This window comes from Serratia sp. NA_112.1 (assembly GCF_052691715.1).
Genome location: NZ_JBQZFO010000022.1, coordinates 1 through 16,209 on the forward strand (window position 1 = coordinate 1; position 16,209 = coordinate 16,209).

At 49.5% G+C, this 16,209-nt stretch carries 33 protein-coding genes; all 33 read left to right on the forward strand.

The features are described from left to right. The coding region (locus tag ACUTQ5_RS21805) for an EF-Tu C-terminal domain-related protein (RefSeq protein WP_445652946.1) at positions 1-283 on the forward strand (283 nt) is incomplete at its 5' end. Positions 284-415: 132 nt separating this feature from the next. Further along, positions 416-610 (forward strand): bacterioferritin-associated ferredoxin, encoded by a 195-nt coding sequence (gene bfd, locus ACUTQ5_RS21810; RefSeq protein WP_445652947.1) that lies wholly within the window; start codon positions 416-418, stop codon positions 608-610. Positions 611-684: 74 nt separating this feature from the next. Then, on the forward strand, positions 685-1,149 hold the full coding sequence (gene bfr, locus ACUTQ5_RS21815) for a bacterioferritin (protein ID WP_445652948.1): 465 nt from the start codon (positions 685-687) through the stop codon (positions 1,147-1,149). A gap of 406 nt (positions 1,150-1,555) precedes the next feature. After that, positions 1,556-1,867: a 30S ribosomal protein S10 gene (rpsJ, locus tag ACUTQ5_RS21820; RefSeq protein ID WP_001181005.1), complete on the forward strand. Its 312-nt coding sequence runs from the start codon at positions 1,556-1,558 to the stop codon at positions 1,865-1,867. A 32-nt stretch (positions 1,868-1,899) separates the two neighbouring features. Further along, positions 1,900-2,529 (forward strand): 50S ribosomal protein L3, encoded by a 630-nt coding sequence (gene rplC, locus ACUTQ5_RS21825; RefSeq protein WP_012147224.1) that lies wholly within the window; start codon positions 1,900-1,902, stop codon positions 2,527-2,529. A 10-nt stretch (positions 2,530-2,539) separates the two neighbouring features. Then, positions 2,540-3,145, forward strand: a complete 606-nt coding sequence (gene rplD, locus ACUTQ5_RS21830; protein WP_012147223.1) for a 50S ribosomal protein L4 — start codon at positions 2,540-2,542, stop codon at positions 3,143-3,145. Then, entirely contained in the window at positions 3,142-3,444 is a 303-nt protein-coding gene (gene rplW / locus ACUTQ5_RS21835; RefSeq protein ID WP_012147222.1) for a 50S ribosomal protein L23, read from the forward strand. Before rplD ends, rplW begins: the two co-directional genes overlap by 4 nt. Before the next feature lie 18 nt (positions 3,445-3,462). Next, the gene (gene rplB, locus ACUTQ5_RS21840) at positions 3,463-4,287 is read left to right on the forward strand and encodes a 50S ribosomal protein L2 (RefSeq protein ID WP_099065724.1); all 825 of its coding nucleotides are present in this window, start codon (positions 3,463-3,465) and stop codon (positions 4,285-4,287) included. A 14-nt stretch (positions 4,288-4,301) separates the two neighbouring features. Next, on the forward strand, positions 4,302-4,580 hold the full coding sequence (gene rpsS, locus ACUTQ5_RS21845) for a 30S ribosomal protein S19 (protein ID WP_004929772.1): 279 nt from the start codon (positions 4,302-4,304) through the stop codon (positions 4,578-4,580). Between the two features lie 14 nt (positions 4,581-4,594). Then, positions 4,595-4,927, forward strand: coding sequence for a 50S ribosomal protein L22 (rplV, locus tag ACUTQ5_RS21850; RefSeq protein ID WP_004391423.1), 333 nt, complete (start codon positions 4,595-4,597; stop codon positions 4,925-4,927). Between the two features lie 17 nt (positions 4,928-4,944). Next, the gene (gene rpsC / locus ACUTQ5_RS21855; RefSeq protein ID WP_012147220.1) at positions 4,945-5,643 is read left to right on the forward strand and encodes a 30S ribosomal protein S3; all 699 of its coding nucleotides are present in this window, start codon (positions 4,945-4,947) and stop codon (positions 5,641-5,643) included. A 12-nt stretch (positions 5,644-5,655) separates the two neighbouring features. Further along, the gene (rplP, locus tag ACUTQ5_RS21860; RefSeq protein ID WP_004951171.1) at positions 5,656-6,066 is read left to right on the forward strand and encodes a 50S ribosomal protein L16; all 411 of its coding nucleotides are present in this window, start codon (positions 5,656-5,658) and stop codon (positions 6,064-6,066) included. Beyond that, a complete protein-coding gene (rpmC, locus tag ACUTQ5_RS21865; protein WP_004951169.1) occupies positions 6,066-6,257 on the forward strand; it encodes a 50S ribosomal protein L29 in 192 nt (63 codons plus the stop codon). Before rplP ends, rpmC begins: the two co-directional genes overlap by 1 nt. Next, the gene (gene rpsQ, locus ACUTQ5_RS21870) at positions 6,258-6,512 is read left to right on the forward strand and encodes a 30S ribosomal protein S17 (RefSeq protein WP_012147219.1); all 255 of its coding nucleotides are present in this window, start codon (positions 6,258-6,260) and stop codon (positions 6,510-6,512) included. A gap of 165 nt (positions 6,513-6,677) precedes the next feature. Continuing rightward, a complete protein-coding gene (rplN, locus tag ACUTQ5_RS21875) occupies positions 6,678-7,049 on the forward strand; it encodes a 50S ribosomal protein L14 (protein WP_004951161.1) in 372 nt (123 codons plus the stop codon). Between the two features lie 10 nt (positions 7,050-7,059). After that, positions 7,060-7,374 (forward strand): 50S ribosomal protein L24, encoded by a 315-nt coding sequence (gene rplX / locus ACUTQ5_RS21880; protein WP_004951158.1) that lies wholly within the window; start codon positions 7,060-7,062, stop codon positions 7,372-7,374. Positions 7,375-7,388: 14 nt separating this feature from the next. Further along, positions 7,389-7,928, forward strand: coding sequence for a 50S ribosomal protein L5 (rplE, locus tag ACUTQ5_RS21885; protein ID WP_004951155.1), 540 nt, complete (start codon positions 7,389-7,391; stop codon positions 7,926-7,928). 13 nt (positions 7,929-7,941) lie between these two features. After that, the gene (gene rpsN, locus ACUTQ5_RS21890) at positions 7,942-8,247 is read left to right on the forward strand and encodes a 30S ribosomal protein S14 (protein WP_012147218.1); all 306 of its coding nucleotides are present in this window, start codon (positions 7,942-7,944) and stop codon (positions 8,245-8,247) included. Between the two features lie 30 nt (positions 8,248-8,277). Beyond that, the gene (gene rpsH, locus ACUTQ5_RS21895) at positions 8,278-8,670 is read left to right on the forward strand and encodes a 30S ribosomal protein S8 (RefSeq protein ID WP_004951149.1); all 393 of its coding nucleotides are present in this window, start codon (positions 8,278-8,280) and stop codon (positions 8,668-8,670) included. A 14-nt stretch (positions 8,671-8,684) separates the two neighbouring features. Next, on the forward strand, positions 8,685-9,218 hold the full coding sequence (gene rplF / locus ACUTQ5_RS21900) for a 50S ribosomal protein L6 (protein ID WP_012147217.1): 534 nt from the start codon (positions 8,685-8,687) through the stop codon (positions 9,216-9,218). A 9-nt stretch (positions 9,219-9,227) separates the two neighbouring features. After that, a complete protein-coding gene (gene rplR / locus ACUTQ5_RS21905; RefSeq protein WP_037425856.1) occupies positions 9,228-9,581 on the forward strand; it encodes a 50S ribosomal protein L18 in 354 nt (117 codons plus the stop codon). 14 nt (positions 9,582-9,595) lie between these two features. Beyond that, complete coding sequence (gene rpsE / locus ACUTQ5_RS21910; RefSeq protein WP_004951140.1) at positions 9,596-10,099, forward strand: 30S ribosomal protein S5; 504 nt, start codon at positions 9,596-9,598, stop codon at positions 10,097-10,099. A 2-nt stretch (positions 10,100-10,101) separates the two neighbouring features. Further along, the gene (gene rpmD, locus ACUTQ5_RS21915) at positions 10,102-10,281 is read left to right on the forward strand and encodes a 50S ribosomal protein L30 (RefSeq protein WP_012147215.1); all 180 of its coding nucleotides are present in this window, start codon (positions 10,102-10,104) and stop codon (positions 10,279-10,281) included. A 3-nt stretch (positions 10,282-10,284) separates the two neighbouring features. Then, positions 10,285-10,719: a 50S ribosomal protein L15 gene (gene rplO, locus ACUTQ5_RS21920; RefSeq protein ID WP_012147214.1), complete on the forward strand. Its 435-nt coding sequence runs from the start codon at positions 10,285-10,287 to the stop codon at positions 10,717-10,719. 7 nt (positions 10,720-10,726) lie between these two features. Continuing rightward, complete coding sequence (secY, locus tag ACUTQ5_RS21925; RefSeq protein ID WP_004929740.1) at positions 10,727-12,058, forward strand: preprotein translocase subunit SecY; 1,332 nt, start codon at positions 10,727-10,729, stop codon at positions 12,056-12,058. A 32-nt stretch (positions 12,059-12,090) separates the two neighbouring features. After that, entirely contained in the window at positions 12,091-12,207 is a 117-nt protein-coding gene (gene rpmJ, locus ACUTQ5_RS21930; RefSeq protein WP_002227352.1) for a 50S ribosomal protein L36, read from the forward strand. Between the two features lie 146 nt (positions 12,208-12,353). Then, positions 12,354-12,710, forward strand: a complete 357-nt coding sequence (gene rpsM / locus ACUTQ5_RS21935; protein WP_012147213.1) for a 30S ribosomal protein S13 — start codon at positions 12,354-12,356, stop codon at positions 12,708-12,710. A gap of 16 nt (positions 12,711-12,726) precedes the next feature. Further along, positions 12,727-13,116, forward strand: coding sequence for a 30S ribosomal protein S11 (gene rpsK, locus ACUTQ5_RS21940; RefSeq protein WP_004951128.1), 390 nt, complete (start codon positions 12,727-12,729; stop codon positions 13,114-13,116). A 31-nt stretch (positions 13,117-13,147) separates the two neighbouring features. After that, positions 13,148-13,768 (forward strand): 30S ribosomal protein S4, encoded by a 621-nt coding sequence (gene rpsD, locus ACUTQ5_RS21945; protein ID WP_012147212.1) that lies wholly within the window; start codon positions 13,148-13,150, stop codon positions 13,766-13,768. 25 nt (positions 13,769-13,793) lie between these two features. Next, positions 13,794-14,783, forward strand: coding sequence for a DNA-directed RNA polymerase subunit alpha (locus ACUTQ5_RS21950; protein WP_002919219.1), 990 nt, complete (start codon positions 13,794-13,796; stop codon positions 14,781-14,783). A gap of 40 nt (positions 14,784-14,823) precedes the next feature. Continuing rightward, positions 14,824-15,213, forward strand: coding sequence for a 50S ribosomal protein L17 (gene rplQ, locus ACUTQ5_RS21955; RefSeq protein ID WP_004929726.1), 390 nt, complete (start codon positions 14,824-14,826; stop codon positions 15,211-15,213). A 147-nt stretch (positions 15,214-15,360) separates the two neighbouring features. Further along, positions 15,361-15,735, forward strand: a complete 375-nt coding sequence (locus tag ACUTQ5_RS21960; protein WP_445652949.1) for a DnaJ family domain-containing protein — start codon at positions 15,361-15,363, stop codon at positions 15,733-15,735. Next, positions 15,735-16,166, forward strand: a complete 432-nt coding sequence (gene zntR, locus ACUTQ5_RS21965) for a Zn(2+)-responsive transcriptional regulator (protein WP_445652950.1) — start codon at positions 15,735-15,737, stop codon at positions 16,164-16,166. The genes ACUTQ5_RS21960 and zntR overlap by 1 nt, the downstream gene beginning before the upstream one ends. The last annotated feature ends 43 nt before the right edge of the window (positions 16,167-16,209 follow it).

A 16,209-nucleotide genomic window follows, 5' to 3' on the forward strand; every position in this document is an offset into this window, starting at 1 on the left:
ACACACCAAATTCGACTCAGAAGTGTACATCCTGAGCAAAGAAGAAGGTGGTCGTCATACTCCATTCTTCAAAGGCTACCGTCCACAGTTCTACTTCCGTACAACTGACGTGACCGGTACCATCGAACTGCCAGAAGGCGTTGAGATGGTAATGCCTGGCGATAACGTGAACATGGTTGTTACCCTGATTCACCCAATCGCGATGGACGACGGTCTGCGTTTCGCAATCCGTGAAGGCGGCCGTACTGTAGGCGCTGGTGTTGTTGCTAAAGTTATCGCTTAATCGCGAATAATTTTTCGACACAAAAAGAGGGCACTTCGGTGCCCTTTTTTTATGCAATTTTTCCAAATCTTAATTGAAATAAAAAGCATTCCTATTTAGAATTACAGCATTGGTTAAGAAGTGAGTCCCTCTATGTATGTATGTCTGTGTAATGCCGTGACTGACAAAGCGATCCGCAAGGCCGTACGTCAGCACAATCCGCATACCATGAAACAACTGCGTGAACTTGTACCTATTGGTACCGATTGTGGAAAGTGCATTCGTCAGGCGAGACAGATTATGGTGGAGGAAAGCGGAACCATTATCCAAATGCACGAAGTTGCCTAACTAAAGGTAAGGTTATTTTTTGACTCTTGGCTTTCAGCTTCTACACTTTTAGAACTGGCCAGGAGGAGTTACCTATGAAAGGCGATAAAAAGATCATTGCTCACCTCAACAAACTGCTCGGCAACGAGCTGGTTGCCATCAATCAATATTTCCTGCATGCCCGAATGTTCAAGAACTGGGGGTTAGCTCGTCTCAATGATAAGGAATACCACGAGTCGATCGATGAAATGAAGCATGCCGATCGTTACATCGAACGTATTTTGTTTTTGGAAGGTATCCCGAATTTGCAGGATCTCGGTAAGTTGAATATTGGCGAAGATATTGAGGAAATGCTGCGTTCCGATTTGGCCCTGGAGTTGGACGGCGCCAAAAGTCTTCGTGAAGGCATTGCTTATGCTGATTCCATCCATGACTATGTCAGCCGTGATTTGATGATAGAGATCCTGGCAGATGAGGAAGAGCATATCGATTGGTTGGAAACCGAACTTGATTTGATCGACCGCCTGGGTATTCAGAACTACGCACAAGCCCAACTTTAGTAATGTAAAACCTGATTCCCTACTTAGCGACAATGCTTCCCTGCCGGCATGTATTATCACCGGCAGGGCAGGGGAGAAGCCTCAACGCCTCATCTGATTTCCCCGCATACTATTGTACCTGGCTTTCCGAACCGCCATCTAAGACCTAAAACTGCAATAAATGTCGATATCCTGAGCATATTTCCATCCGTGCCTTGCTTCTCGCTCTGTTTTGCGTATAATGCGCGGGCTTACCTAATCTTGGTAAGCCTGATTTTAGCGAATCAGTCGATAGGCAAGTTCGTTTTGCCCTTCGAACAATACTCCCGATATGGGGGTTATATGTTGACGATTACACTCCCCCATCAATCGAAATGGGTGTGAGGAGTAATTATTTACGTTTATAAATAATTGGAGCTCTGGTCTCATGCAGAACCAAAGAATCCGTATCCGCCTGAAAGCGTTTGATCATCGTCTTATCGATCAATCAACCGCGGAAATCGTCGAGACTGCTAAGCGCACTGGTGCGCAAGTCCGTGGTCCGATCCCGCTGCCAACTCGCAAAGAGCGCTTTACCGTTCTGATCTCTCCGCACGTTAACAAAGACGCGCGTGATCAGTACGAAATTCGCACTCACAAGCGTCTGGTTGACATCGTTGAGCCAACCGAGAAAACCGTTGATGCTCTGATGCGTCTGGATCTGGCTGCTGGTGTAGACGTGCAGATCAGCCTGGGTTAATCAGGTCATTGAGCGATTGAGAGGTTGAAACAATGATTGGTTTAGTCGGTAAGAAATTGGGTATGACTCGTATCTTCACTGAAGATGGCGTTTCTATCCCAGTAACCGTGATTGAAATTGAAGCGAACCGCGTGACTCAGGTTAAAGACCTGGCTAACGACGGGTACCGTGCTGTGCAGGTTACTACCGGTAGCAAAAAAGCTAACCGCGTAACCAAGCCGGAAGCGGGCCATTTCGCTAAAGCTGGCGTTGAAGCTGGCCGTGGTCTGTGGGAATTCCGCACTGCTGAAGGTGAAGAATTTACTGCAGGTCAAAACATCAGCGTTGAAATCTTCGCTGAAGTTAAAAAAGTCGATGTTACCGGTACTTCTAAAGGTAAAGGTTTTGCTGGCACTGTAAAGCGCTGGAACTTCCGTACCCAAGACGCTACCCACGGTAACTCCTTGTCTCACCGCGTTCCGGGTTCTATCGGTCAGAACCAGACTCCGGGCAAAGTGTTCAAAGGCAAGAAAATGGCTGGCCACCTGGGTGACGAGCGTGTAACCGTTCAAAGCCTGGACGTAGTACGTGTTGACGCTGAGCGCAACCTGCTGCTGGTTAAGGGTGCTGTACCGGGCGCAACCGGTGGCAACCTGATCGTTAAACCAGCTGTGAAGGCGTAAGGGGATAGCAATGGAATTAGTATTGAAAGACGCGCAAAGCGCGCTGACTGTTTCCGAAACTACCTTCGGTCGTGACTTTAACGAAGCGCTGGTACACCAGGTTGTTGTTGCTTATGCAGCAGGTGCCCGTCAAGGTACTCGTGCTCAGAAGACCCGTGCTGAAGTAACTGGTTCCGGTAAAAAACCGTGGCGCCAGAAAGGTACCGGCCGTGCGCGTTCAGGTTCTGTAAAGAGCCCGATCTGGCGTTCAGGTGGCGTGACCTTTGCTGCGAAGCCTCAGGACCACAGTCAGAAAGTAAACAAAAAGATGTACCGCGGCGCGCTGAAAAGCATCCTGTCCGAACTGGTACGTCAAGATCGTCTGATCATTGTCGAGAAGTTCTCTGTAGAAGCGCCTAAAACTAAGCTGCTGGCACAGAAACTGAAAGATATGGCGCTGGAAGATGTGCTGATCGTAACCGGTGAACTGGATGAGAATCTGTTCCTGGCTGCTCGCAACCTGTACAAGGTTGACGTGCGCGATGTAGCAGGTATCGACCCGGTTAGCCTGATCGCCTTCGACAAAGTGGTTATGACTGCTGATGCTGTGAAGCAAGTTGAGGAGATGCTGGCATGATCCGTGAAGAACGTCTGCTGAAAGTGCTGCGTGCACCGCACGTATCTGAAAAAGCATCCGCTGCGATGGAAAAAACTAACACCATCGTTCTCAAAGTTGCCAAAGACGCGACCAAAGCAGAAATTAAAGCTGCAGTGCAGAAACTGTTTGAAGTCGAAGTCGAAGACGTTAACACCCTGGTAGTTAAAGGGAAAGTGAAGCGTCACGGTCAGCGTGTTGGTCGTCGTAGCGACTGGAAAAAAGCTTACGTCACCCTGAAAGAAGGCCAGAATCTGGACTTCATCGGCGGCGCAGAGTAAGTCGGAGGAGTAAGAACAATGGCAATTGTTAAATGTAAACCTACATCTCCGGGTCGTCGCCACGTTGTTAAAGTGGTTAACCCTGAGCTGCACAAGGGTAAACCTCATGCCCCGCTGCTTGAGAAACTGAGCAAAAGCGGTGGCCGTAACAACAATGGCCGTATCACCACCCGTCATATCGGTGGTGGCCACAAGCAACATTATCGTCTGGTTGACTTCAAACGCAACAAAGACGGTGTGGCTGCAGTGGTTGAGCGTCTGGAGTACGATCCGAACCGTTCCGCGAACATCGCGCTGGTTCTGTACAAAGACGGCGAACGCCGTTATATCCTGGCGCCGAAAGGTCTGAAAGCTGGTGACCAGATCCAATCTGGCGTTGATGCTGCAATTAAGGTAGGTAACGCCCTGCCAATGCGCAACATCCCAGTGGGTTCAACGGTTCATAACGTAGAAATGAAACCAGGTAAAGGCGGTCAAATCGCTCGCTCTGCTGGTGCCTACGTTCAGATCGTTGCACGTGATGGTTCCTACGTAACTCTGCGTCTGCGCTCAGGCGAAATGCGTAAAGTTCCAGTTGATTGCCGCGCCACCTTGGGTGAAGTCGGTAACGCTGAACATATGCTTCGCGTTCTGGGTAAAGCAGGTGCTGCACGTTGGCGTGGTGTTCGTCCTACCGTTCGCGGTACGGCGATGAACCCGGTAGATCACCCGCACGGTGGTGGTGAGGGTAAAAACTTTGGTAAACACCCAGTAACACCATGGGGCGTTCAGACCAAAGGTAAGAAAACCCGCAGCAACAAGCGTACTGATAAGTTCATCGTACGTCGCCGTAGCAAAAAATAATTAGAGGATAAGCCATGCCACGTTCTCTCAAGAAAGGTCCTTTTATTGACCTGCACTTGCTGAAGAAGGTAGAGAAAGCGGTGGAAAGCGGTGACAAGAAGCCTTTGCGCACTTGGTCCCGTCGTTCAACGATCTTTCCTAACATGATCGGTTTGACCATCGCTGTCCATAATGGTCGTCAGCACGTACCAGTGTTCGTTTCCGATGAAATGGTCGGTCACAAACTGGGTGAATTCGCGCCGACTCGCACTTATCGCGGCCATGCGGCTGATAAAAAAGCTAAAAAGCGCTAAGGTAGGAGGAAGAGATGGAAACTATCGCTAAACATCGCCACGCTCGTTCTTCTGCACAGAAGGTCCGCCTTGTTGCAGACCTGATCCGCGGTAAGAAAGTGTCGCAAGCTCTGGAAACTCTGGCCTACACCAACAAGAAAGCTGCTGGTCTGGTTAAGAAAGTGCTGGAGTCTGCCATTGCTAACGCAGAACACAACGATGGCGCTGACATCGATGATCTGAAAGTCACGAAAATCTTCGTAGACGAAGGCCCAAGCATGAAGCGCATTATGCCTCGTGCAAAAGGTCGTGCAGATCGCATCCTGAAGCGCACCAGCCACATTACTGTGGTTGTGTCCGATCGCTGAGACTCTGGAGACTAGCAATGGGTCAGAAAGTACATCCTAATGGTATTCGCCTGGGTATTGTCAAACCTTGGAACTCTACTTGGTATGCGAATACCAAAGAATTCGCTGACAACCTGGACAGCGACTTTAAAGTTCGCCAATTCCTGATTAAGGAACTGGCGAAAGCTTCCGTTTCTCGCATCGTTATCGAACGTCCTGCGAAGAGCATCCGTGTGACTATTCACACTGCTCGTCCAGGCATCGTTATCGGCAAGAAAGGTGAAGATGTCGAAAAACTGCGTAAGGTCGTAGCGAACATCGCTGGCGTTCCTGCGCAAATTAACATCGCCGAAGTCCGTAAACCGGAACTTGACGCTAAATTGGTTGCTGACAGCATCACTTCACAGTTGGAACGTCGCGTTATGTTCCGTCGTGCTATGAAGCGTGCTGTACAGAACGCAATGCGTCTTGGCGCTAAAGGTATCAAAGTTGAAGTAAGCGGCCGCCTTGGCGGTGCTGAAATCGCGCGTACCGAATGGTACCGTGAAGGTCGTGTTCCGTTGCATACACTGCGTGCGGATATCGATTACAACACATCTGAAGCGCACACCACTTATGGTGTAATCGGCGTTAAGGTATGGATCTTCAAAGGTGAGATCCTGGGTGGTATGGCTGCAGTTGAACAACCGGAACCGGCTGCTCAACCTAAAAAGCAGCAGCGTAAAGGCCGCAAGTAAGGAGAGTCGCTGATGTTACAACCAAAGCGTACAAAATTCCGTAAGATGCACAAAGGCCGCAACCGTGGTCTGGCGCAGGGTACGGATGTTAGCTTCGGCACTTTCGGTCTGAAAGCTGTTGGCCGTGGCCGTCTGACTGCTCGTCAAATCGAAGCAGCTCGTCGTGCAATGACTCGTGCAGTTAAGCGTCAAGGTAAAATTTGGATCCGTGTATTCCCGGACAAACCAATTACCGAGAAGCCGCTCGAAGTGCGTATGGGTAAAGGTAAGGGTAACGTGGAATATTGGGTTGCCCTGATCCAACCTGGGAAAGTCCTGTACGAAATGGACGGTGTACCAGAAGAGGTCGCCCGTGAGGCATTCAAGCTGGCTGCAGCTAAATTGCCGATCAAAACCACCTTTGTAACTAAGACGGTGATGTAATGAAAGCACAAGAGCTGCGTGAAAAAAGCGTTGAAGAGCTGAACACTGAGCTGCTCAACCTGCTGCGTGAGCAATTTAACTTGCGCATGCAGGCGGCAAGTGGCCAGCTGCAACAAACTCACCTGTTGAAACAAGTGCGTCGTAATGTCGCACGTGTTAAGACTTTACTGACTGAAAAGGCGGGTGTGTAAATGACTGATATTAACCGTACTCTGCAGGGTCGTGTTATTAGTGACAAAATGGAGAAATCCATGGTTGTTGCTATCGAGCGCACGGTGAAGCACCCGATCTACGGGAAATTCATCAAGCGTACGACCAAGCTGCACGTACATGACGAGAACAACGAATGTGGTATCGGTGACGTGGTAGAAATCCGCGAATGCCGTCCACTGTCCAAGACTAAGTCCTGGACGTTGGTTCGCGTTGTAGAGAAAGCGATTCTGTAATAGAGTAGCTGGCTCTAACTTATAAACGGCTCAGAAAATGAGCCGTTTATTTTTTCTACCCATACTTTGGAAGCGGTGTTATAATGCTGCGCCCTTGGTTATGGGGCTTTTCAACGATCTAGTAATAGGTCCTAAAGTTGTAGTTGACATTAGCGGAGCACTAACATGATCCAAGAACAGACTATGCTGACCGTGGCCGACAACTCCGGTGCACGTCGCGTAATGTGTATCAAGGTTCTAGGTGGCTCGCACCGTCGCTACGCAGGCATTGGCGATGTCATCAAAATTACCATCAAGGAAGCAATTCCTCGCGGTAAGGTGAAGAAAGGCGATGTGCTGAAGGCGGTAGTGGTGCGCACCAAGAAGGGTGTACGTCGCCCGGACGGTTCTGTCATTCGCTTCGATGGTAATGCATGCGTTATTTTAAACAATAACAGCGAGCAACCTATCGGTACGCGTATTTTTGGGCCGGTAACTCGTGAACTGCGTAATGAGAAGTTCATGAAAATTATCTCTCTGGCACCAGAAGTACTCTAAGGAGCGAAACATGGCAGCGAAAATCCGTCGTGATGACGAAATTATCGTGCTTACCGGGAAAGACAAAGGTAAACGCGGTAAAGTAAAAAATGTCCTGTCTGCTGGTAAGGTCATTGTTGAAGGTATCAACCTGGTTAAGAAACATCAGAAGCCGGTCCCGGCTCTGAACCAACCAGGTGGCATTGTTGAAAAAGAAGCTGCAATTCAGGTTTCTAACATTGCTCTCTTCAACGCGGCTACCGGTAAGGCTGACCGTGTAGGCTTTAGATTCGAAGACGGGAAAAAAGTCCGTTTCTTCAAATCTAACAGCGAAACTATCAAGTAATTTGGAGTAATACGATGGCGAAACTGCATGATTACTACAAAGACGAGGTAGTCAAACAACTGATGTCTCAGTTTGATTACAACTCTGTCATGCAAGTCCCTCGGGTCGAGAAGATCACCCTGAATATGGGTGTTGGTGAAGCGATCGCTGACAAGAAACTGCTGGATAATGCAGCAGCGGATCTGGCAGCAATCTCCGGTCAAAAGCCGTTCATCACCAAAGCACGCAAATCTGTTGCAGGCTTCAAAATCCGCCAGGGCTATCCGATCGGCTGTAAAGTAACTCTGCGTGGCGAACGCATGTGGGAGTTCTTTGAGCGACTGATTTCCATTGCTGTTCCACGTATCCGTGACTTCCGTGGCTTGTCCGCTAAGTCATTCGATGGCCGTGGTAACTACAGCATGGGTGTGCGTGAGCAAATCATCTTCCCAGAAATCGACTACGACAAAGTCGATCGCGTACGTGGTTTGGATATTACCATTACCACTACTGCGAAATCTGATGATGAAGGCCGCGCGCTGTTGGCTGCTTTTAACTTCCCGTTCCGTAAGTAAGGCAGGGTTACTGATGGCTAAGCAATCAATGAAAGCACGCGAAGTCGTTCGCGTGAAACTGGCTGAAAAGTACCGCGCTAAACGCGAGGAACTGAAGGCTATCATTTCTGGTGTGAACTCTTCCGACGAAGATCGTTGGGATGCTGTTCTCAAGCTGCAAACTCTGCCGCGTGATTCCAGCCCGTCTCGTCAGCGTAAACGCTGCCGCCAAACTGGCCGTCCACATGGTTATGTGGGCAAATTCGGGTTGAGCCGTATCAAGTTACGTGAAGCCGCTATGCGCGGTGAAGTACCAGGCTTGAAAAAGGCTAGCTGGTAATTACCAATTGAATCACGGGAGTAAAGACAGATGAGCATGCAAGATCCGATCGCGGATATGCTGACCCGTATCCGTAACGGTCAAGCCGCGAACAAAGTTGCGGTCACCATGCCTTCCTCCAAGCTGAAAGTGGCAATTGCCAACCTGCTGAAGGAAGAAGGTTTTATTGAAGATTTCAAAATCGAAGGCGACACCAAGCCTGTTCTGGAACTGGTACTGAAGTACTTCCAGGGCAAGGCAGTGGTAGAAAGCATTCAACGAATCAGCCGTCCTGGTCTGCGCATCTACAAGAAAAAAGATGCACTGCCAAAAGTTATGGCTGGTTTGGGTATTGCTGTTATTTCTACCTCTAAAGGTGTTATGACCGATCGTGCAGCTCGCCAAGCAGGTCTTGGTGGCGAGATTATCTGCTACGTAGCTTAATTCGGGAGGAAAGAATGTCTCGTGTTGCAAAAGCACCCGTCGTCATTCCTGCCGGCGTAGAGGTAAAACTCAACGGTCAGGTTATTTCGATTAAGGGTAAGAACGGCGAGCTGACTCGTACTGTCCACAACGCCGTTGAAGTGAAGCAAGAAGCTAACGCACTGACTTTCGCTCCGCGCGAAGGTTTTGCTAACGCATGGGCCCAAGCGGGTACTACGCGCGCTCTGCTGAACGCAATGGTTGTTGGTGTTACCGAAGGCTTCACCAAGAAGCTTCAACTGGTAGGTGTTGGTTATCGTGCTGCTGTTAAAGGCAACGTGGTGAATTTAGCCTTAGGCTTCTCTCACCCGGTCGATCACCAGCTGCCAGCAGGTATTACTGCTGAATGCCCAAGCCAAACTGAAATCGTGCTGAAAGGCGCTGATAAACAAGTTATTGGCCAGGTTGCTGCAGATCTGCGTGCCTACCGCCGTCCTGAGCCTTACAAAGGCAAGGGTGTCCGTTACGCCGACGAAGTCGTGCGTACCAAAGAGGCTAAGAAGAAGTAAGGTAACACTATGGATAAGAAATCTGCTCGTATCCGTCGTGCGACCCGCGCACGCCGTAAGATCAAAGAACTGGGTGCAACCCGCCTGGTGGTACATCGTACCCCGCGTCACATTTACGCACAGGTAATTGCTCCAAATGGTTCTGAAGTACTGGTAGCCGCTTCTACTGTAGAAAAAGCTATCACAGAGCAATTGAAGTATTCCGGCAACAAAGACGCAGCAGCAGCCGTAGGTAAAGCTCTGGCTGAGCGCGCGTTGGAAAAAGGGATCTCTAAAGTTTCCTTTGACCGTTCCGGTTTCCAATATCATGGTCGAGTCCAGGCACTGGCAGATGCTGCCCGTGAAGCTGGCCTTCAGTTCTAAGGAAGAGGTTTAAGATGGCTCACATCGAAAAACAAGCTGGCGAACTGCAGGAAAAGCTGATCGCGGTAAACCGCGTATCTAAAACCGTAAAAGGTGGCCGTATTTTCAGCTTTACCGCACTGACAGTAGTTGGTGATGGTAACGGTCGCGTTGGTTTTGGCTACGGCAAAGCACGCGAAGTTCCGGCAGCGATCCAGAAAGCGATGGAAAAAGCCCGTCGCGCTATGATTAATGTTGCTTTGAATAGCGGTACTCTGCAGCACCCTGTTAAAGGTGCTCACACGGGTTCTCGCGTGTTCATGCAACCAGCTTCCGAAGGTACCGGTATTATCGCCGGTGGTGCAATGCGCGCCGTCCTGGAGGTTGCAGGGGTTCATAACGTATTAGCTAAAGCATATGGTTCTACTAACCCGATCAACGTGGTTCGTGCAACTATTGCTGCTTTGGAAGATATGAAATCCCCAGAAATGGTCGCTGCTAAGCGTGGTAAGTCCGTCGAAGAAATTCTAGGGAAATAACCATGGCAAAGACTATTAAAGTAACTCAAACAAAAAGCAGCATCGGCCGTTTGCCAAAGCACAAGGCAACCTTGCTCGGTTTAGGTCTGCGTCGTATTGGTCATACTGTAGAGCGTGAGGATACTCCTGCTGTACGTGGTATGGTCAACTTGGTTTCCTACATGGTTAAGGTTGAGGAGTAAGAGATGCGTTTAAATACTCTGTCTCCGGCTGAAGGTGCCAAGCATGCGCCTAAGCGTGTAGGTCGTGGTATTGGTTCTGGCCTGGGTAAAACCGCTGGTCGTGGTCACAAAGGTCAGAACTCACGTTCTGGCGGTGGCGTACGTCGTGGTTTTGAAGGTGGTCAGATGCCTTTATATCGTCGTTTGCCGAAATTCGGCTTCACCTCTCGCAAAGCTATGATCACGGCAGAAGTTCGTCTGTCTGAACTGGCTCTTGTTGAAGGCGACGTAATCGACCTGAACACGCTGAAAGCCGCTAACGTTGTTGGTGTCCAGATCGAATTCGCGAAAGTTATGCTTTCTGGCGAAATCGCTCGTCCGGTTACCCTGCGTGGTCTGCGTGTCACCAAAGGCGCTCGTGCTGCTATCGAAGCTGCTGGCGGTAAAATTGAGGAATAAGTAGCAGATGGCTAAGCAACCAGGATTAGATTTTCAAAGTGCTAAAGGCGGACTCGGCGAGCTGAAGCGCAGACTTTTGTTTGTAATCGGCGCGCTGATTGTCTTCCGTATCGGCTCTTTTATTCCGATTCCTGGTATCGATGCCACTGTGCTTGCCAAATTGCTCGAGCAGCAGAGAGGCACTATCATTGAAATGTTTAACATGTTCTCTGGTGGTGCCCTCAGCCGTGCTTCTATCTTTGCTCTGGGGATCATGCCGTATATTTCGGCGTCGATTATTATCCAGCTGTTAACGGTGGTTCATCCAGCGTTAGCAGAAATCAAGAAAGAAGGGGAGGCTGGCCGTCGCAAGATTAGTCAGTACACCCGTTACGGTACGCTGGTGTTGGCCATATTCCAGTCGATCGGTATTGCTACCGGTTTACCGAATATGCCTGGTATGCAAGGTCTGGTGTTAAATCCAGGCTTTGCGTTCTACTTTACTGCAGTAGTGAGCTTGGTGACCGGGACAATGTTCCTGATGTGGCTGGGTGAACAGATTACTGAACGTGGTATCGGAAACGGTATCTCGATCATTATCTTCGCAGGTATTGTAGCGGGACTCCCGCCGGCTGTGGCCCATACTATCGAACAAGCCCGGCAAGGCGACTTGCACTTCCTCCTGTTGCTGTTGGTTGCAGTATTGGTGTTTGCAGTAACCTTCTTCGTTGTTTTCATCGAACGTGGTCAACGTCGTATCGTCGTTAACTATGCGAAGCGTCAACAAGGTCGTCGTGTTTATGCAGCACAGAGCACACACTTACCGTTGAAAGTGAATATGGCAGGGGTTATCCCGGCAATCTTCGCTTCCAGCATTATTCTGTTCCCGGCCACGATTGCATCATGGTTTGGGGGCGGTACCGGTTGGAACTGGCTGACAACGATTTCGCTGTATTTGCAGCCAGGGCAACCGCTTTATGTGTTACTCTATGCGTCTGCAATCATCTTCTTCTGTTTCTTTTACACGGCGTTGGTTTTCAACCCGCGTGAGACAGCAGATAACCTGAAGAAGTCCGGTGCCTTCGTACCAGGAATTCGTCCGGGAGAGCAAACGGCGAAGTATATCGATAAAGTAATGACGCGTTTAACCCTGGTGGGCGCGATGTACATTACTTTCATCTGCCTGATCCCGGAGTTCATGCGTGATGCAATGAAAGTACCATTCTACTTTGGTGGTACCTCGCTACTGATCGTGGTTGTCGTCATCATGGACTTTATGGCTCAAGTGCAAACTCTGATGATGTCAAGTCAGTACGAGTCTGCATTGAAGAAAGCAAACCTGAAAGGCTATAACCGCTAACAGGTTCGTTTGAGAAGTTACGGAGAGTAAAAATGAAAGTTCGTGCTTCCGTCAAGAAATTATGTCGTAACTGCAAAATCGTTAAGCGTAACGGTGTCGTTCGTGTGATTTGCAGCGCCGAGCCGAAGCATAAACAGCGTCAAGGCTGATTATCTCGCATATTTTTCTTGCAAAGTTGGGTTGAGCTGGCTAGATTAGCCAGCCAATCTTTTGTATGTAGCTGCAACATTATTTGAGTATCCTGAAAACGGGCTTTTCAGAATGGTGTTGCCGTAAAAATAAGTAGGAGTGCATAGTGGCCCGTATAGCAGGCATTAACATTCCTGATCATAAACATACCGTAATCGCCTTAACGTCGATCTTCGGAATCGGTAAAACCCGCTCACAGTCTATCTGTGCGTCTACGGGTATTGCTGAACATGTTAAGATCAGTGAGCTGTCTGAAGAGCAAATTGAACAGCTGCGTGAAGCAGTCGCCAAATTCACTGTAGAAGGTGATTTGCGTCGTGAAGTTACCCTGAGCATCAAGCGTCTGATGGATCTTGGTACTTACCGTGGTTTGCGTCATCGTCGTGGTCTGCCAGTTCGCGGTCAGCGTACTAAGACCAACGCACGTACCCGTAAGGGTCCGCGTAAACCAATCAAGAAATAATCAGGGTGATTGAATAATGGCAAAGGCACCTGTTCGTACACGTAAGCGTGTAAGAAAACAAGTCTCTGACGGCGTGGCTCATGTCCATGCGTCTTTCAACAACACCATTGTGACTATTACCGATCGTCAGGGTAATGCATTGGGTTGGGCAACTGCCGGTGGTTCTGGTTTCCGTGGTTCTCGTAAGTCAACTCCGTTTGCAGCTCAGGTTGCAGCCGAACGTTGTGCTGACGCAGTAAAAGAATACGGTATCAAGAATCTGGAAGTTATGGTTAAGGGACCGGGTCCAGGCCGCGAATCAACTATTCGTGCTCTGAACGCCGCTGGTTTCCGCATCACTAATATTACTGATGTGACTCCTATCCCTCACAACGGTTGTCGTCCGCCGAAAAAGCGCCGCGTATAACGTAAGCTTTTAGGTTTGTTGGAGAAAGAAAATGGCAAGATATTTGGGTCCTAAGCTCAAGCTTAGCCGCCGTGAGGGCACAGACTTGTTCCTGAAGTCTGGCGTTCGCGCGATCGATACCAAGTGTAAAATTGAGCAACCGCCTGGTCAACACGGTGCGCGTAAACCGCGTCTGTCTGACTATGGTGTACAGTTACGTGAGAAGCAAAAAGTTCGCCGTATGTACGGTGTTCTGGAGCGTCAATTCCGTAACTATTACAAAGAAGCAGCACGCCTGAAGGGCAACACCGGTGCAAACCTGTTGCAACTGCTGGAAGGTCGTTTGGACAACGTTGTTTACCGTATGGGCTTCGGCGCTACTCGTTCAGAGTCACGTCAGTTGGTTAGCCATAAAGCAATTATGGTAAATGGTCGTGTTGTTAACATCGCTTCTTATCAGGTATCTCCGAATGACGTAGTCAGCATCCGCGAGAAGGCTAAAAAGCAATCTCGCGTTAAAGCTTCTCTGGAGCTGGCTGAGCAGCGTGAAAAGCCGACCTGGCTTGAAGTTGATGCTGCTAAGATGGAAGGCGTGTTCAAGCGTATGCCTGAACGTACCGATCTGTCTGCGGACATTAACGAACACCTGATCGTCGAGCTTTACTCCAAGTAAGGCTTAGTACCAAAGAGAGGACACAATGCAGGGTTCTGTGACAGAGTTTCTAAAACCGCGCCTGGTAGATATCGAGCAAGTCAGTTCGACGCACGCCAAGGTGACCCTTGAGCCGTTAGAGCGTGGCTTTGGCCATACTCTCGGCAATGCACTGCGCCGTATTCTGCTTTCGTCTATGCCGGGTTGCGCGGTGACCGAGGTTGAGATTGATGGTGTACTGCATGAGTACAGCACCAAAGAAGGCGTACAGGAAGATATCCTGGAGATCCTGCTCAACCTGAAAGGGCTGGCGGTGAGAGTTCAAGGGAAAGATGAAGTTATCCTTACCCTGAATAAATCTGGCATTGGCCCTGTGACCGCTGCCGACATTACCCATGATGGTGATGTCGAAATCGTCAAGCCTCAGCACGTGATCTGCCACCTGACCGATGAAAACGCTGCTATCAGCATGCGTATCAAAGTTCAACGTGGTCGTGGTTATGTGCCGGCTTCTGCCCGAATTCATTCGGAAGAAGATGAGCGCCCGATCGGTCGTCTGTTGGTTGACGCCTGCTATAGCCCTGTAGAGCGTATTGCCTACAATGTTGAAGCAGCGCGTGTAGAACAGCGTACTGACCTGGACAAGCTGGTCATCGAAATGGAAACCAATGGCACGATCGATCCTGAAGAGGCGATCCGCCGTGCGGCTACCATCCTGGCTGAACAACTTGAAGCTTTTGTTGACTTACGTGATGTTCGTCAACCAGAAGTTAAAGAAGAGAAACCAGAATTCGATCCGATTCTGCTGCGCCCTGTTGACGATCTGGAATTGACTGTCCGCTCTGCTAACTGCCTTAAGGCAGAAGCTATCCACTACATCGGTGATCTGGTACAGCGTACCGAGGTTGAGTTGCTGAAAACGCCGAACCTGGGTAAAAAATCTCTTACTGAGATTAAAGACGTGCTGGCCTCCCGTGGACTGTCACTGGGCATGCGCCTGGAAAACTGGCCACCGGCAAGCATTGCTGACGAGTAACCGGATCACAGGTTAAGGTTTTACTGAGAAGGATAAGGTCATGCGCCATCGTAAGAGTGGTCGTCAACTGAACCGTAACAGCAGCCATCGCCAGGCTATGTTCCGTAACATGGCCGGCTCTTTGGTTCGTCATGAGATCATCAAGACGACCTTGCCAAAAGCAAAAGAGCTGCGTCGCGTTGTTGAGCCGCTGATTACTCTTGCCAAGACCGACAGCGTAGCTAATCGTCGTCTGGCATTCGCCCGTACTCGTGATAACGAGATCGTGGCAAAACTGTTTAACGAGCTGGGCCCGCGTTTCGCGAGCCGTGCCGGTGGTTACACTCGCATTCTGAAGTGTGGCTTCCGCGCAGGCGACAACGCGCCGATGGCATACATCGAGCTGGTTGATCGTGCTGAGTCTCAAGCAGAAGTAGCAACTGCAGAGTAATCTGTGGACGCGTAAAAAAACCGGGCTTGCCCGGTTTTTTTACGTCTATCGTCAGCCAAACGTGCGTTCTTTCTCCGCCAGACTTAAGATCCCCGCCCCTATCCGCTATGCTAACGCTATTAATCAGACCAATTGAGGGGGCATCTCATGTGGTTACTCGATCAATGGGCGGAGCGTCATATCCTTGATGCGCAGGCTAAAGGTGAATTAGATAATTTGCCTGGTCAGGGCCAACCACTTGTATTGGACGATGACAGTGCCGTGCCTGCTGAATTGCGTACTGGCTTTCGCTTGCTTAAAAACGCCGGCTATTTACCCGCTGAGTTGGAGGATCGCAAAGAGGCTTTGAATGTAGCTCGGTTGCTGCAAGTGATTGATAGTGATCATCCGGACTATATTGAACTTGGCAAACGGATGGTCCTGCTGGAATATCGTTTGCGACAAGCAGGAATGAGTACCGATTTCTTGCATAGTGAATATCAACGTGCACTGAGTGGAAAATTTTCACCGGAGAAAGACTGATGCTTAAAATTGGCCAACTGGCAAAACTTGCTGACGTGACGCCCGACACCGTGCGTTACTACGAGAAGCAGGGAATGATGGATCATAACATCCGTACCGAGGGCGGTTATCGGTTGTATAGCGATCAAGACTTGCAGAGGTTGCGTTTTATCCGTTATGCCAAACAACTCGGTTTTACATTGGAAACCATTGCCGAACTATTGTCTATCCGGGTTGACCCTGTACATCATACCTGTCGGGAGTCGAAGTCGATCGTGGATGCACGGCTCAGTGAAGTAGAGAATAAGCTTAAAGAGCTTACTCGGATGCGTGAGTCGCTAAAACGCCTCAGCGATGCCTGTTGCGGTAGCGCGCATACCAGCAATTATTGCTCGATTTTGGAAGCGCTAGAACAGGGTGCCAGTGATGAAAAAACAAAAAAAGGTGCCTGAAAGGGCTGGCGGCACTTTAATTTTTACACGGACAGCAGTATTA

Coding starts and splice junctions, on each gene's coding strand:
- zntR (WP_445652950.1), top strand. CDS start 15,735: ATGCTTAAAATTGGCCAACTGGCAAAACTTGCTGACGTGACGCCCGAC.
- rpsS (WP_004929772.1), top strand. CDS start 4,302: ATGCCACGTTCTCTCAAGAAAGGTCCTTTTATTGACCTGCACTTGCTG.
- bfr (WP_445652948.1), top strand. CDS start 685: ATGAAAGGCGATAAAAAGATCATTGCTCACCTCAACAAACTGCTCGGC.
- rplX (WP_004951158.1), top strand. CDS start 7,060: ATGGCAGCGAAAATCCGTCGTGATGACGAAATTATCGTGCTTACCGGG.
- rpsD (WP_012147212.1), top strand. CDS start 13,148: ATGGCAAGATATTTGGGTCCTAAGCTCAAGCTTAGCCGCCGTGAGGGC.
- rpsQ (WP_012147219.1), top strand. CDS start 6,258: ATGACTGATATTAACCGTACTCTGCAGGGTCGTGTTATTAGTGACAAA.
- rpmD (WP_012147215.1), top strand. CDS start 10,102: ATGGCAAAGACTATTAAAGTAACTCAAACAAAAAGCAGCATCGGCCGT.
- rplO (WP_012147214.1), top strand. CDS start 10,285: ATGCGTTTAAATACTCTGTCTCCGGCTGAAGGTGCCAAGCATGCGCCT.
- rpsK (WP_004951128.1), top strand. CDS start 12,727: ATGGCAAAGGCACCTGTTCGTACACGTAAGCGTGTAAGAAAACAAGTC.
- rplW (WP_012147222.1), top strand. CDS start 3,142: ATGATCCGTGAAGAACGTCTGCTGAAAGTGCTGCGTGCACCGCACGTA.
- secY (WP_004929740.1), top strand. CDS start 10,727: ATGGCTAAGCAACCAGGATTAGATTTTCAAAGTGCTAAAGGCGGACTC.
- rplQ (WP_004929726.1), top strand. CDS start 14,824: ATGCGCCATCGTAAGAGTGGTCGTCAACTGAACCGTAACAGCAGCCAT.
- rplC (WP_012147224.1), top strand. CDS start 1,900: ATGATTGGTTTAGTCGGTAAGAAATTGGGTATGACTCGTATCTTCACT.
- rpsC (WP_012147220.1), top strand. CDS start 4,945: ATGGGTCAGAAAGTACATCCTAATGGTATTCGCCTGGGTATTGTCAAA.
- rplV (WP_004391423.1), top strand. CDS start 4,595: ATGGAAACTATCGCTAAACATCGCCACGCTCGTTCTTCTGCACAGAAG.
- rpsE (WP_004951140.1), top strand. CDS start 9,596: ATGGCTCACATCGAAAAACAAGCTGGCGAACTGCAGGAAAAGCTGATC.
- rpsH (WP_004951149.1), top strand. CDS start 8,278: ATGAGCATGCAAGATCCGATCGCGGATATGCTGACCCGTATCCGTAAC.
- rplF (WP_012147217.1), top strand. CDS start 8,685: ATGTCTCGTGTTGCAAAAGCACCCGTCGTCATTCCTGCCGGCGTAGAG.
- rplE (WP_004951155.1), top strand. CDS start 7,389: ATGGCGAAACTGCATGATTACTACAAAGACGAGGTAGTCAAACAACTG.
- rplR (WP_037425856.1), top strand. CDS start 9,228: ATGGATAAGAAATCTGCTCGTATCCGTCGTGCGACCCGCGCACGCCGT.
- rplN (WP_004951161.1), top strand. CDS start 6,678: ATGATCCAAGAACAGACTATGCTGACCGTGGCCGACAACTCCGGTGCA.
- rpsN (WP_012147218.1), top strand. CDS start 7,942: ATGGCTAAGCAATCAATGAAAGCACGCGAAGTCGTTCGCGTGAAACTG.
- rplP (WP_004951171.1), top strand. CDS start 5,656: ATGTTACAACCAAAGCGTACAAAATTCCGTAAGATGCACAAAGGCCGC.
- rplD (WP_012147223.1), top strand. CDS start 2,540: ATGGAATTAGTATTGAAAGACGCGCAAAGCGCGCTGACTGTTTCCGAA.
- bfd (WP_445652947.1), top strand. CDS start 416: ATGTATGTATGTCTGTGTAATGCCGTGACTGACAAAGCGATCCGCAAG.
- rpsJ (WP_001181005.1), top strand. CDS start 1,556: ATGCAGAACCAAAGAATCCGTATCCGCCTGAAAGCGTTTGATCATCGT.
- ACUTQ5_RS21950 (WP_002919219.1), top strand. CDS start 13,794: ATGCAGGGTTCTGTGACAGAGTTTCTAAAACCGCGCCTGGTAGATATC.
- rpmC (WP_004951169.1), top strand. CDS start 6,066: ATGAAAGCACAAGAGCTGCGTGAAAAAAGCGTTGAAGAGCTGAACACT.
- rpmJ (WP_002227352.1), top strand. CDS start 12,091: ATGAAAGTTCGTGCTTCCGTCAAGAAATTATGTCGTAACTGCAAAATC.
- rplB (WP_099065724.1), top strand. CDS start 3,463: ATGGCAATTGTTAAATGTAAACCTACATCTCCGGGTCGTCGCCACGTT.
- ACUTQ5_RS21960 (WP_445652949.1), top strand. CDS start 15,361: ATGTGGTTACTCGATCAATGGGCGGAGCGTCATATCCTTGATGCGCAG.